Source organism: Microbacterium sp. AG238 (assembly GCF_003610405.1).
Taxonomy (GTDB): Bacteria; Actinomycetota; Actinomycetes; order Actinomycetales; family Microbacteriaceae; genus Microbacterium.
Genome location: NZ_RAQC01000001.1, coordinates 1,451,505 through 1,464,451, shown reverse-complemented (window position 1 = coordinate 1,464,451; position 12,947 = coordinate 1,451,505). Strand labels below are relative to the sequence as shown.

General features: G+C 72.7%; 10 protein-coding genes. 2 read left to right on the top strand and 8 right to left on the bottom strand.

All coding sequences use genetic code 11. The annotated features are described in order from the left end of the window. Nucleotides 1–51: 51 nt before the first annotated feature. The 8 genes from DEU36_RS06895 to DEU36_RS06860 form a co-directional block, all read right to left on the bottom strand. Nucleotides 52–2,310 (bottom strand): beta-galactosidase, encoded by a 2,259-nt coding sequence (locus tag DEU36_RS06895; RefSeq protein ID WP_183045308.1) that lies wholly within the window; start codon nt 2,308–2,310, stop codon nt 52–54. Further along, nucleotides 2,307–3,278 carry a serine hydrolase gene (locus tag DEU36_RS06890; RefSeq protein ID WP_120263501.1) on the bottom strand — a complete coding sequence of 324 codons (972 nt, stop codon included), beginning with the start codon at nt 3,276–3,278 and terminating at the stop codon, nt 2,307–2,309. Before DEU36_RS06890 ends, DEU36_RS06895 begins: the two co-directional genes overlap by 4 nt. A 48-nt stretch (nt 3,279–3,326) precedes the next feature. Continuing rightward, on the bottom strand, nt 3,327–4,766 hold the full coding sequence (locus DEU36_RS06885) for an aldehyde dehydrogenase (NADP(+)) (protein WP_120263500.1): 1,440 nt from the start codon (nt 4,764–4,766) through the stop codon (nt 3,327–3,329). Between the two features lie 25 nt (nt 4,767–4,791). After that, a complete protein-coding gene (locus DEU36_RS06880) occupies nt 4,792–5,925 on the bottom strand; it encodes a mandelate racemase/muconate lactonizing enzyme family protein (protein ID WP_259455258.1) in 1,134 nt (377 codons plus the stop codon). After that, the gene (locus DEU36_RS06875; RefSeq protein ID WP_120263499.1) at nt 5,922–6,821 is read right to left on the bottom strand and encodes a 5-dehydro-4-deoxyglucarate dehydratase; all 900 of its coding nucleotides are present in this window, start codon (nt 6,819–6,821) and stop codon (nt 5,922–5,924) included. The genes DEU36_RS06880 and DEU36_RS06875 overlap by 4 nt, the downstream gene beginning before the upstream one ends. After that, nucleotides 6,818–7,753, bottom strand: coding sequence for an NAD(P)-dependent oxidoreductase (locus DEU36_RS06870; protein WP_120263498.1), 936 nt, complete (start codon nt 7,751–7,753; stop codon nt 6,818–6,820). The genes DEU36_RS06875 and DEU36_RS06870 overlap by 4 nt, the downstream gene beginning before the upstream one ends. After that, nucleotides 7,750–9,084, bottom strand: a complete 1,335-nt coding sequence (locus DEU36_RS06865) for a Gfo/Idh/MocA family protein (RefSeq protein WP_120263497.1) — start codon at nt 9,082–9,084, stop codon at nt 7,750–7,752. Before DEU36_RS06865 ends, DEU36_RS06870 begins: the two co-directional genes overlap by 4 nt. A 129-nt stretch (nt 9,085–9,213) precedes the next feature. Next, a complete protein-coding gene (locus DEU36_RS06860; protein WP_120263496.1) occupies nt 9,214–10,206 on the bottom strand; it encodes a LacI family DNA-binding transcriptional regulator in 993 nt (330 codons plus the stop codon). Nucleotides 10,207–10,271: 65 nt separating this feature from the next. On the opposite strand from DEU36_RS06860, the gene DEU36_RS06855 reads away from it, so the two are divergent. Together DEU36_RS06855 and DEU36_RS06850 are read left to right on the top strand one after the other, a co-directional pair. Continuing rightward, nucleotides 10,272–11,357: a Xaa-Pro peptidase family protein gene (locus DEU36_RS06855; RefSeq protein ID WP_259455257.1), complete on the top strand. Its 1,086-nt coding sequence runs from the start codon at nt 10,272–10,274 to the stop codon at nt 11,355–11,357. A 112-nt stretch (nt 11,358–11,469) separates the two neighbouring features. Next, the gene (locus tag DEU36_RS06850; protein ID WP_259455256.1) at nt 11,470–12,867 is read left to right on the top strand and encodes a glycoside hydrolase family 30 beta sandwich domain-containing protein; all 1,398 of its coding nucleotides are present in this window, start codon (nt 11,470–11,472) and stop codon (nt 12,865–12,867) included. Nucleotides 12,868–12,947: the final 80 nt, after the last annotated feature.

Sequence of the window (12,947 nt, the reverse complement as noted above, 5' to 3'; positions counted from 1 at the left end):
CATTCTCCGAGCTCGCGTACCTCGCCTACCTCGCCGGGCGCTGCCGGACCCTCAGGCGAGCCGTTGCCAGGGGCGCAGTCGCACCGTGGCTCGGAGGGATGTCGCCGCAGCGTCGGCTCGCCGTGACACCGCACCGGCGGCGAGGGCGATCGTCGAGGCGGGAGACAACGCCAGCACATCGACCATGATCTCGCTGGTCGCGGTCGCTCCGGCATCCCGCAGCGACAGCGACCAGCGCGTGCCGTCCCAGAAACGATCGTCGACCACGCGGCCGTCGACCACGACCCGTCCGACGTCGCCTGCCCAGTCGAGGTCGAGCGCGGCATCGGCTTCGGGATCGAGCGACGCCGCGGGGAGGTGAACCCGGTAGCGGGCCGCCCGCTCGCGGAACGCCTCGGCCGACGGGGCGCGGTGGCGCGGTCCGCCGAAGCCGTAGTCCGCGGGTGGCGCGTGCGGCTCGCGCAGCAGCTCGACCGACGCGCGCTCGCTCCCCGCCGCGGGCGGGGCCGATGCGTCGGCCGCGACCGTGGCGGTCGACCACTCCCGGGCGTGCGGGTCGTACCGCTGGGCCTCGACGGTGCCGCGCCCGAGGGTGCCGTCGGCATCCCAGGCGAGCTCACCGTCGGTCAGCCACAGCTCGGGGTGTGCGCCCGGTCGCACCCAGAGGCGGTCGGCATCGGACGCGGGCAGCACCACGACGTCGACGTCATCGAAGCGGATCGGGCGGTGCCCGGGCGTGACATCACGCGGCGCATCCCCGCCGACCGCGATCTCGACGGGGATGCCGTGGTCTTCGATGAGCACCAGCGTGGGGCGTGGCGCTCCGGTGAGGACCGTGACGAGGGACGCCGTCGCCCAGGCGATGCGCGCCCGCCCGACCGCGAGCCCGACGGGCCATCGCGCGAGAGTTCCGGCAGGCACCGTGACCGGCCGGGACGGGAAGACCGTCTCGGTGTCGCCGCGGACCACGCGCAGCTGCACGTCGGTCGCGTCCGTGACCTGGTCGAACGGCTGGTGGTGCGAGATCACGACGATGCCCTCGTCGGCCGCAGAACGGAGCGCCCACCGCAAGGTCGTCCCGTCGTCGAGCGACGCGGGGCGGACGTCGGGAAGCGACGACGACATGCCGGACAGGCGGTCGCCGAACGCCGAGAGGAAGGCGTGCTGAGCGCGCAGCAGCGGAGCCGATCCGGCGAGGTCGCCCGACTGCCCGATGGGCGCGTGGAAGTCGTACCCGAACTCCGGCATGTCGTTGGGATATCCGGTGTCGATCGTCTCCTGCAGGCCGGGACCCGGGTTCCGGCCGCCGACGAACATGTAGTACCCCTGCCATGCGGAGCCGTTGCCGATCTTCACGTGCGCGAGGGCGGCCACGTCGCGCCCGGCCAGGACCGGACGCCGGTGATACGCCGTGGCCATGCCTCCGCCCAGCTCGCACGTGGCCGGTGGGAAGCCGTGCAGATCGGCCGTGGCGCTCGCCGCGGCGAAGCCCTGGCTGGCCCGGACGTCCGCGCCCACGCCCGGGTCGTCCCAGTCGTGCGAGGGGAAGTAGTGCGCCCGGAACGTCGGGTCCCACGGTGCGCCGGGATCGACCCAGAAGCCGTCGGCGTAACCGCCGAAGACGGGCAGCACGTCGCCGTCGGGGAGCATCGCCCCGCCCCAGGCCGTCGCCGTCCACAGGGGTGCCGACATGCCCGCCTCGCGGGCGAGGCGCTGAAGGGTCACGAGGTGCTCGGGTCGGTCGTAGAGCTCGTTCTCGAGCTGGATGCCGATGACCGGGCCACCCGGCTGGGCGCGGCCGTCGAGGGCCGTGGCGAGCTGACCGAACCACTCGCGCACGAGCTCGAGGTACGCGGGGTCGTCGCTGCGGTGGGCGACCGGCGTCTCCTGCACCCAGTCGGGGAATCCGCCGTGGCGTGACTCGCCGTGCGCCCATGGCCCGATCCGCAGCATGACGTCGAGTCCGGCCGCGGCCGCGTCGTCGATGAACGCGCCGATGTCGAGGTGGCCGTCGAAGCGGGGCCGCCCGCGCTCGGCGACGTGGTGGTTCCAGAAGGCGTAGGTCGAGGCGACCGAGACGCCGGCGGCGCGCAGCTGCCGCATCCGTTCGGGCCAGCGATGCCTCGGCAGCCTGCTGTAGTGCACCTCACCCGACACCGGCACCCATCCCTCGCCGTGGCGGTACAGGGCGCGATCGGTGACGGAGATGCCGCGGGCGCGCTCGTGGGGAGCGGGCAGCGGCGCGGGCCGCTCGGGGTGGGGCCAGGCGACGTGGCGGACGGTCAGCGGCGCGGTCACGGGCTCGATCACCGTGCTCCGATGATCGCGTTGTCGAGTTCGTCGATGTCGACGCCCGGGCGCATCGCGCGGTTGGTCAGCAGCACCCACGCGATGCCCGCGCCCGGGTGGACCCAGAACTCCGTTCCCGCCCAGCCGCCGTGGCCGTAGGCGTCGCGATCGATCAGCCCGGGAGCCCGGGTGCGGAGGTTCCAGGCGAGCCCCCAGTCCTGGCCGCGCTCGGCCGGGTAGGGCTCCAAGCGCGGGATGTCGCCGGTGAGGGGTCGCAGCATCATCGCGAGGGTCGCGGGCGAGAGGATGCCGTCGCGGGCGCCGGCGTGGATCCGCAGCAGTTCGGTTCCGAGGGCGAGCAGGTCGTGCGCCCGTCCGGCGAGGCCGGCTCCGGGGTTGCGCTGCGCGGCGAAGGCCGCCATGTCGGCGCCCGCTCGGGCGGCATCCGCGATCGGTGCCGTGCCGTCGAGGTCGACGGACAGGCCGTCGGCGCCGATGCCCGACGCCCAATCGGCGATGTCATCGTGCCACGTGTGGCCGTTCACGCTCTCGACGAGCGCCGCAACACCCTCGAACGCGAGTGTGGAGTACCGCGAGGCCGTGCCCGCGGAGAAGTCGCGGCCGCGGGTCAGGAGCTCGGTGCGCAGCGGCACGCGGGTGTCGAGCGGCGGTTCGCTGATGCCGCTCGTGTGGCTCACCAGGTGCGAGAGGCGAACGGTGTCGTCCCGATCCTGGCCGAAGTCGGGCAGGGCGCGGGTCAGCGGCGTCTGCAGGGTGAGCCGGCCGCGCTCGATGGCGCGCGCGGCGGAGATGCCGAGCAGCGGCTTCGTGATCGAGAAGAGCGCGTACCGGTCGTCGACGTCGGCGGCGACGGCGTCGAGGGCGAGGATGCCGCGCGCGTCCGCGATGCCGACGACCGCGGACGGCAGCCGGCCGTCTCCCACATGTCGACGGGCCCAATCGAACGCAGCGGTGAAGCTCGAGGTCATCGCGCCAGCCTACGGGAAGCGTTTTCCGTCCGCGAGGAGCCCGACTGGCTACGGGAGCGCGAGCACGCCGTTGCGACGGTGCGGGATGCCGGGCAGTGCGTCGTCGCGCAGCTCGCGCGGCAGCAGGGCGGAGGGCGCGTCCTGGAAGACGAGCGGGCGCAGGAAGCGACGGATGGCGGTGGCTCCGACCGACGTGTGCAGGGAGGTGGTCGCGGGCCACGGCCCGCCGTGGTGCTGCGACCAGGTCACCGCGACACCGGTCGGCCACCCGGCGAACAGCACACGGCCGGCACGCTCCTGCAGCAGCGCGAGGGTCGCGGCGACATCGTCGGCCGGCTCGGAGTGCAGGGTGGCGGTGAGGCTTCCGGGCACGGCGGCGAGGGCTGCGCGGAGGTCGTCCTCTCCGGTGTACTCGACGAGGAGGGTGACGGGGCCGAAGCACTCCTCGAGCAGGACCTCCGGGCGGGCTGCGACGGCCGACGCGTCCGACACGAGCACGACGGGGCGTGCCCCTTCGCCCGCGACGCCCTCCGCCGCCACGCGCACCGACGCGTCGGCCTCGAGCGCTGAGATCCCGGACGGGAAGGCCTCGGTGATGCGGTCGGTCAGCAGCGGGCCGCCGGTCGTGCCGGCGGCTGCGCCGGCGACGGCCTCGACGAATCCACTGCCGCGGGGCACGAACACGACGCCCGGCTTGGTGCAGAACTGGCCCGCGCCGAGCGTGAACGAGGACACGAGTCCGCGGGCGAGCTCGTCGCCGCGGACCGCGACGGCCGCGGGCGTGACGACCACGGGGTTCACGCTGCCGAGCTCGCCGTAGAACGGGATCGGATCGGGGCGCCCCGACGCGAGGTCGAACAGGGCGCGTCCGCCCGATACCGAGCCGGTGAACCCCGCTGCTCGGACGAGAGGATGCTGCACGAGCGCGTTGCCGGCCTCGCGGCCCTCGACGAGCGCGAACGAGCCCTCCGGGGCGCCCGCACCGCGGAGCGCTTCGGCGGCGATCTCGGCCGTGCGGCGCGAGAGCTCGGGGTGCCCGGAGTGCGCCTTGACGATCACGGGGTTGCCGGCGGCGAGGGCCGAGGCCGTGTCGCCGCCGCACACCGAGAAGGCGAAGGGGAAGTTCGACGCCGAGAACACCGCGACGGGTCCGACCCCCACGAGCATGCGGCGCAGCTCGGGGCGGGGCGGCGTCGCGGCGGGGTCGGCGTCGTCGATCGTGATCTCGCGGAAGGACCCCTCTGTCACGACAGCGGCGAACAGCCGAAGCTGTCCCGACGTGCGGCCGACCTCGCCCCGCAGGCGCGTCTCGCCGAGGCGGGTCTCGCGATCGGCGATCGCGACGAGCTCGTCGGCGGCCCCGTCGAGGGCGTCGGCCAGGGCGCGCAGCCAGGCGGCGCGGGTCGCGGCATCCGAATCGCGCCAGATCGGGGCTGCCGCTGCCGCGGCGGCGGTCAGTTCGTCAATGCGATCGGGGGTCGTGGTCATCGCTGTTCCTCGTCGTGTTCGGTGGTCAGGCGTCGGTGATCGACGGATCGGTGATCGACGGATCGGTGATCGACGGATCGGTGAAGCGCAGGCCCAGGCCGAGATGGTCGGCTTCGCGCAGTCGGCCGCCGACGATCACGACAGGACAGGGGTCGCGCAGGGCGCCGAGTTCGGCGAAACCGGCGTCCTCGACGTCCTCCACCCAGGGTTCGGCGACGCCGCCGGGGAGGGTCAGTGCCAGCTGGCCCGACAGCTCCGGCAGCAGGTGCGGGTGCAGTTCGGCGCCGGCATCCTCGGCGACCGCGGCGATGCGCTGCAGCGGCGTGATCCCGCCGACGCGTACGACGTTGGGCTGGACGATCTGCGCGGCGCCCCGCCGCAGCATCTCGGCGAAGCGGTAGGCGGTGTGCAGGTTCTCCCCGACGGCGATCGGAATGCGCGGCCCGCCGCCGAGCCGACGTGCGAGCTCGGCGTGACCGTCGATGTCGTCGGCGCGCAGGGGCTCCTCGATCCAGCCGGGCTGAACCTCCGCGAGGACCTCGATCGACCGCGTCGCGCGGTCGAGCTCCCAGCGCTGATTGGCGTCGATCATCAGGCCGCGGTCGGGTCCCAGCACCGAGCGCACGGCGCGGAGCCGGTCGAGGTCTTCGGCGACGTCCGCCTTGCCGACCTTGATCTTCACCGCGCTGAATCCCCGGTCGACCCATCGCTCGACCTGGGCGACGAGTTCATCGATCGAGTAATGCAGGTTGACGCCGCTGCCGTACGCGCGCGCGCTCTCGCGCCGCCGTCCGATCAGCGTCGAGACCGACGAACCCGCTGCGCGCGCCGCGGCATCCCACAGCGCCAGGTCGAGGCCCGCGAGTGCAATCGTGGTCACACCGCCGCCGCCGGCCTCGTGCACGTGCTCCCAGAGCCCCTGCCACGCGTCACCGGGGTCGGCGGATCGGCCGACCGCGGCGGGGGCGATGTCGTGGCGCAGGAGCGCGAGCACCGCCTCGGCGCCGATCTGGGGTGTCCAGGCGAAGCCCCAGCCCTCGGCGCCGTCGCTGCGGCGCAGATGGGTCGCGATGACCCCGACCGAGGTGACATCGGCCGCCCACGGCCGGGTGAGCGGGATCCGGATCAGACGCGCGTCGAGTGCTGCGATCGTCGTCACAGCAGGGCGCGTCCGGCGTCGAGGATGGCCGCGAGGCGCGCTTCCTGATCGGCGGTGGGGTCGACGAGCGGGGCGCGCACGCCGCCGACGGCCTGGCCGCTCAGACGCAGCCCCGCCTTGATGAGCGAGACGCCGAAGCCGGGCGTCTCGTCGCGCAGCGCCACGAGCGGGGCGTAGAACGCGTCGAGCAGTACCAGGCGGCGCTCTTCGTCGTGCTCGATGTAGGCCCGGTAGTACGCGTTCGCGACCTCGGGGACCATGGCGAAAGCAGCGGACGAGTACAGCGGTACGCCGATGCCGCGGTACGCGGCCTGGGTGAGCTCGGCGGTGAGGAGCCCGTTGAAGAAGGCGAAGTCGTCGCGACCGGTGGCGGCGATCGCGCGGACGATGAGCTGCGTCGCGCCGATGTCGCCCGTGCCGTCCTTGAAGCCGACGACCCGCGGGTTCTGGGCGAGGCGGCGCATCGACTCGGGGGTGAACTGCGCGTTGGCGCGGTGGTACACGATCACGGGCAGATCGGATGCCGCAGCGATCGCCTCGATGTAGGCGACGAGTCCAGCCTGCGGTCCGCCGACGAGGTACGGCGGCAGGGCGAGCAGGGCGTCGGCCCCGGCGTCGGCGGCTGCGCGAGCCGTCTCGAGGGCGTGGCCGAGCGGACCGCCGGTTCCGGCGACGACGGGAACGGCGCCCGCGACGCTCGCGACCGCGGTGCGGACCACGGCGGCCGCCTCGGCGGTCGAGAGCGCGTGGAACTCGCCCGTCCCGCAGGCCGGGAACACGCCGCCGGCGCCGTGGCGGACGCCTCGGCCCACGTGCGACGCCAGCAGGTCGTGGTCGACGGCGCCGGAAGCGTCGAAGGGGGTGACGGGGAAGAAGAGGATGCCGTCGAAGTTCATGCCGGCACGTCCTTTCGGGTGTCGGTGAGGGAGGGGTCATCGGCCAGGGCGTCGCGCCACGAATGACGCGGCGCCCAGCCGAGCAGACGCCGCGCCTTCTCGTTGGAGAAGGCGGGAGTCGTGCCGGTGAGAACGGCGGCGACCTCGTGCGTGCCGGGGTGGAAGCGGGGGATGAGCTCGGCGAGCGGGTGGCGCGCGAGGGCGTCGTCGGCCCCGACGAAGAACGTCTCGGCATTCGGGATCGTCGGCAGGGCGGCCAGGAGAGTGTCGGCGAACGAGGCTACGTCACGTGCGTCGACGTAGTTGAACAGCGCAGGCGCGGCGAGGGCCGGGTCGTCGAGGCGTTCACGGACGGTGTGGCCCTGCTGCGTCGGCGCTCCGCGCCACTCTTCGGGCGCGATGACATAACAGGGGCGGAACGCGGCGAAGCGCACGGCGTCACCGGTCTGCCGGTGCAGCATCCGCATCGTCTGCTCGATGACGAGCTTCGACAGCGCGTAGCTGTTCCACGGGCGGGGCGGGGTGTCTTCGTCGAGGGGGAAGCGGTCTGGCACCCAGCCGCGCGGCGCGCCGTAACCCAGCACGGTGGGGCTGGAGGCGGCCACGACCCGGGGGATCCCGGCGGTGACCGCCCCGCCGAGCACCGAGACGGCCAGCGCGGCGTTCGTGCGCATGATGACGTCTTCGGGGGCGCTGAAGGGAACCGCGATGGCGGCGAGGTGGATGACCGCGGTCGCGCGCTGCGCGCGGAGTGCGGCGGCGGTGGCCTCGGCGTCGAGCAGGTCGATCGCGAGCTGATCGGCGCCCTGGAGCTCGGGGGCGTCGGAGACCGCGCGGTCGAAGGACACCACGCGATGGCCCGCGGCGACGAGGCCGCCGACGAGGCTGCGACCGAGGCGGCCCGCGCCGCCGGTGACGACGACCCGGCTCATGGGCGGCCGTCGAGCAGGCGGATGCCGAGCTCGGAGGTGTGCACGGGAAGCCCCGAGGCCAGCGACAGGTTGCCCGCGATGCCCACCGCGATCGACCGCACGCCGTCGGCCCACCCGGCGGGCCGGGCCAGCGGGTCGTCGCCGGGGCCGACGAAGACGTCGGCGAGCAGCAGCTCGTCTCCGCCCCCGTGGCCGCCCTCGCCCGACTCGATCGGGATCTCGACGGCGTCCTCCCAGTGTCGCTGGACGATCAGCCGCTCGCCCTGCGGGCGGAGCGAGACCGGGCCCCCGGCCTCGACCGCCGAAGGGTCGAGCACGGGGTGCAGACCCTCGTCCTCGAGGACGGCGCCGCGCTCGACGACCTCGAGCTCGGCGCGGCCCTCGGTGCCGTTGACGGCGACGCGGTATCCCTCCCACGGGGCGTGGGCGTTGAGCGAGTACGACATCGTCGCACCGCCGGCGTAGTCGACGACGAGTGCGAGGTTGTCCTCGATCGTGATGCCCGCGCCGAAGACGTCGCGATCGCGCAGGTAGCCGTCATGGCTCTCGGCCTCGAGGTACAGGGCGCGCAGGCGATCGTCGTCGCGCAGGTCGAGCTCGAACGGGTCGTGGCGTCCGTCGTGCGTGCCGCGCAGGGGGCGCTCGCCGAGTTCGCGGGCGCGGGCGTTCTCGGCCCCGTAGAAGCGCAGGCCGCCGGAGGCGAAGACGCGGCGCGGCTCGTCGCGGATCCACCAGTTGACGAGGTCGAAGTGGTGGCTCGCCTTGTGGACGAGCAGCCCGCCCGAGTGCACCTTCTCGCGGTGCCAGCGGCGGAAGTAGTCGGCGCCGTGCTTCGTGTCGAGCATCCACGAGAAGTCGACCGAGGTCACCCGTCCGATGCGGCCGTCCTGGATCACCTGGCGGAGCGCGCTGTTGCGCGGCGAGTAGCGGTAGTTGAAGGTCAGCACGACCGAGCGGCCCGTGCGCTCGACGGCATCCTCGATCGCGGCGGCGCTCGGCGCGTCGATCGTGAGTGGCTTCTCGACGACCACGTCGGCGCCGGCGTCGAGCGAGCGGACGATGAGCGAGGCGTGCAGGTCGTCACGCGCGGTGATGATCACTCGCTCGGTCTCGGAATCGCGGATCATCCGCTCGAGGTCGTCGGGCGACCACAGCGTCGGGGCCGGCAGGCCGCGCGCGATCAGCTGGTCGCGGTAATGCTCGGCCCGCACCGGGTTCGGCTCGCAGATCGCGACGAGCTCCGCCCGATCGGCGTGCGTCCCGGTGATGGCGTCGACGTACATCTGGGCGCGGTGTCCCGCGCCGATCAGGGCGTAACGCGTGCGGGTCATGGCTCTCCTTCGTGCCAAGAGCTGAGACGCCGCCGATATGGGAAAGCGCTCTCAGGAAACGTTTTCTCAGCGTAGCACGAGCCGCGTCGCAGGCGCGAGGGTGCGATGCGCAGCGCGAGGGCGCGGAGCTCAGGCGGCCGGGGCTCCGGTGCTGCCGCGCACGATGACCTCGGGCGAGACCGTGACAGCCGGCTCGGGTGTGCGGCCCTCGAGGAGATCGTGGAGCGCCGACCAGGCTCGAGCGCCGAGCTCTCCCATCGGCACGGCGGCCGTCGTGAGCGCGGGGGAGGTGTAGCGGGCGAAGGGGATGTCGTCGAAGCCGGCGATCGAGAGCCGGCCGGGAACGGGGATGCCGCGCTCGGTCGCCGCGCTCAGCAGGCCCATCGCCGACAGGTCGTTGAAGGCCAGCACCGCCGTCGCCCCGGATGACAGCACGTCATCGAGGGCGCCCGCTCCGCTGGCGAAGTCGACGCCGGCGGGGATCTCGACGATCTCGCAGTCCGGCAGCTCCCGCCGCGCGTCCTCGAGCGCGGAGAGTCGCTGCCCGCTCGAGGCGCTGCGTGCTGCGCCGGCGAGGTAGGCGAATCGGCGGTGGCCCTGTGCGTAGAGATGATCGATGATCGCGCGCAGCGGCGTCCGGTAGTCGGCGGCGACGCTCGGGGCATCGCCGGTGCGGTTGACCAGCACGACGGGTGCGACGTCGGCGACGACCTCGGCGAGCTGCTCATCGCTCATACGCGGCGCGCACAGGATCAGTCCGTCCGAGCGTCGACGAGACTCGAGCGCGAGCAGACGCTCTTCGTCGACGTGCTCGTCGGAGTCGGCGATGAGCACGTGGTACCCGTCGGCGACCGCTGCCCGGCTGAGGCCGCGCAGCATCCCCTGGAACGTCGGGTTCGCGAGGTCGGGCACCACGACCGAGATGGTCTGGGTGCGCCCGAGCACGAGGCTGCGGGCGAGCGGATTGGCCGAGTACCCGAGCTGGGCCGCCGAGGCCCGTACCCGCTCGGCAAGGGCTGGGTCGACGGTGGCGTTGCCGTTCATGACGCGCGAGACGGTGGCCAGCGACACGCCCGCGTGCGCGGCGACGTCGGTGATCGTGGTCTGCTTCGCTCCGGCCATCGTGCCCCCGCCCTCTCCGGTCCGGCCATACTATGCGAGGAAACGTTTTATGACAGGAGACGATGATGTCTGCGACGACCGCCGCGCGAGCGGTTCCCCCGGTGTCGACGGCAGAACGCGAGGTGAAACGCCGCCGCCTCGTCGCGGTGCGGGAGGATGCCGGCGCGGCAGCGCTCGTGCTCACGTCGCACGAGGCGCTGTCGTGGTACCTCGGCGGAGCGCGTACGCACGTCTCGCTCGCGGGCCCGCCCGTTCTGGCCGTGCGTGTCGCCGAGGACGGCGACACGCTCTTCGTCTCGGCGAACGAGGCCGACCGTCTGATCGCCGAGGAGCTCGACGCGGCCGGTGCCGCACGGGTCGTGCGGGTGCCCTGGTACGAGTCGGTCGTCGCCCGAGCCGGTGCCGGCGACGGCGACGACCGTGTGGTCGGTGAGGCGGAGGTCGGGGTGCAGCTGCGAGCGGCGCGAGCCGAGCTGGTTCCGGAGGAGGTCGATCGCTATCGCGCGCTCGGTCGCGACGTGGCCGAGACGCTGACGGATGTCGCTGCCGGGCTCTCGCCGGCGACATCGGAGCGCACCGCGGCATCCGCGCTCGCCGCCGAGCTCGTCGAGCGTGGGATCGACCCGCTCGTGCTCCTCGTCGCCGGGCACGCGAGGCTTCCGCACCGGCACCCGCTGCCGACCGAGGCGGCCCTCGGTGACCGGGCGATGCTGGTCGTGTGCGGCCGGCGGCACGGGCTGATCGCCAACGCGACCCGTTGGGTCGGCGCAGCCGGCGCCGACGACGACCGCATCCTCGCGGTCGAGGCAGCGTTCTTCTCGGCGACGCGTCCCGGGACGCGGCTCGACGAGGCGTTCCGCGCGGGGTGCCGGGGTTATGCGCAGGCGGGGTTCGCGCCGGACGAGTGGGAGCGACACCACCAGGGCGGTCCGACGGGCTACGCGGGGCGCGATCCCCGGGCGACCGCCGAGACGCGCGACATCGTCCGGTCGCCGCACGCGTTCGCCTGGAACCCGAGCGCGCCCGGTGCGAAGGTCGAAGACACGGTGCTCGTGTCGGACGCGGGTGTCGAGGTTCTGACGGTCGATCCGCGCTGGCCCACCACCACCGTCGGTGGCCTCGCCCGGCCCGTGGCGCGTCCGTTCGGCTGACGGCGCGTCTGGCGTCCGGCGCCCGTCGGGTTGCGGGGCTGCCATGATGGCGGGAGAACGCAGTGTCGCGTCGTCATGACGCGGGGCGTTCGCCTCCACCCGAAAGGCCCGCATGTCCGAGACCGCCGCAGCCCTCGACCGCAGCATCAGCTGGGTCAGCACCGATCGCGAGCATGCGTGGGTCGAGATGCCCGCGCCGCAGTTCGCGCCGTTGACGGGGATGCCCAACCTGCTGTTGCGCACGGACCGCCGGTACCAGACCGTCGAGGGGTTCGGTGTCTGCTTCAACGAGCTCGGCTGGCGGGCGCTGTCACGTCTGGGCGAGGCCGATCGGGCCGAGATCTTCGATGAGCTGTTCACGCCGGGTCGGGGCACGGGCTTCTCGGTGTGCCGGATGCCGGTGGGCGCGAACGACTTCTCGACCGATTGGTACTCCTACGACGAGGTCGCGGGAGACTTCGGGCTCGAGCACTTCTCGATCGAGCACGATCGCGCGTCGCTCATCCCGTACATCCATGAGGCGCTGCGGCGGCGGCCGGATCTGAAGCTGTGGGCATCGCCGTGGAGCCCGCCGTCGTGGATGAAGACGAACGGTCATTACGCCGCCGCGCTGCCGTGGCGGGGAAGCGACGTCGACAACGGCCTGCGGCCCGACCAGGTCGGTGTCGAGGGCACGGACATGATGATCCAGGAGCCGCGCTATCTGGACGCGTACGCGGAGTACTTCGCCCGATTCGTCAAGGCGTACCGTGCAGAGGGCATCGACATCTCGATGGTCATGCCGCAGAACGAGTTCAACTCGCCACAGGTGTTTCCGAGCTGCACGTGGACGCCCGAGGGGCTGGCCCGATTCATCGCCGTTCTCGGGCCCCGGATGCGGGAGCTGGGCGTCGACGTGTTCTTCGGAACGCAGGAGCGTCCGGCGCCGGAGCACCTCGCGACCGTGCTCGCCGAACCGGATGCCGGGCCGTTCATCTCGGGCGCGGGATTCCAGTGGGCAGGCAAGGGCGCCATCGCCGATGCCCATCGGATCGCGCCTCACCTGTCGCTCTACCAGACCGAGCAGGAGTGCGGGGACGGCCGGAACGACTGGCGTTTCGCGCGTTACACCTGGTCTCTCATGAGGCGCTTCTTCGAGGCCGGCGCCAACGCGTACACCTACTGGAACCTCGCTCTCGACGAGGGAGGAGTCAGCCGGTGGGGATGGGCGCAGAACTCCCTGGTCGTCGTCGATCCGGCGACCAACCGATTCCGTTACACCCACGAGTTCTTCGTGATGAAGCACCTCGCGCACCACGTGCAGGTCGGCGCGACGCGCATCGATGCATTCAGCTGGACGGGTCACGAGAACCAGCTCGCGTTCGAGAACCCGGACGGCTCGATCGTCATCGTCATGCAGAACGACCTCGCGGACGAGATGCCGGTGACGATCGCCCTCGACGGTGCGGCGTTCGACGTGGTCCTGCCCGCGGACTCGTTCAGTACGATCCGCATCGCCGCCCCCGCCTGACGCTGACCCGACGCGAATAGTCGTTTCCGCGTCGGGTTCGGCGCCGTTCGCGTCGGCTCGCGCGCCGGGATGTCGGACGG

What these genes read in the sequence shown, in the direction of transcription:
- DEU36_RS06890 (WP_120263501.1), bottom strand. Translation starts at nt 3,278, where the DNA reads ATGACCTCGAGCTTCACCGCTGCGTTCGATTGGGCCCGTCGACATGTG.
- DEU36_RS06885 (WP_120263500.1), bottom strand. Translation starts at nt 4,766, where the DNA reads ATGACCACGACCCCCGATCGCATTGACGAACTGACCGCCGCCGCGGCA.
- DEU36_RS06875 (WP_120263499.1), bottom strand. Translation starts at nt 6,821, where the DNA reads ATGAACTTCGACGGCATCCTCTTCTTCCCCGTCACCCCCTTCGACGCT.
- DEU36_RS06870 (WP_120263498.1), bottom strand. Translation starts at nt 7,753, where the DNA reads ATGAGCCGGGTCGTCGTCACCGGCGGCGCGGGCCGCCTCGGTCGCAGC.
- DEU36_RS06865 (WP_120263497.1), bottom strand. Translation starts at nt 9,084, where the DNA reads ATGACCCGCACGCGTTACGCCCTGATCGGCGCGGGACACCGCGCCCAG.
- DEU36_RS06860 (WP_120263496.1), bottom strand. Translation starts at nt 10,206, where the DNA reads ATGGCCGGAGCGAAGCAGACCACGATCACCGACGTCGCCGCGCACGCG.
- DEU36_RS06855 (WP_259455257.1), top strand. Translation starts at nt 10,272, where the DNA reads ATGTCTGCGACGACCGCCGCGCGAGCGGTTCCCCCGGTGTCGACGGCA.
- DEU36_RS06850 (WP_259455256.1), top strand. Translation starts at nt 11,470, where the DNA reads ATGTCCGAGACCGCCGCAGCCCTCGACCGCAGCATCAGCTGGGTCAGC.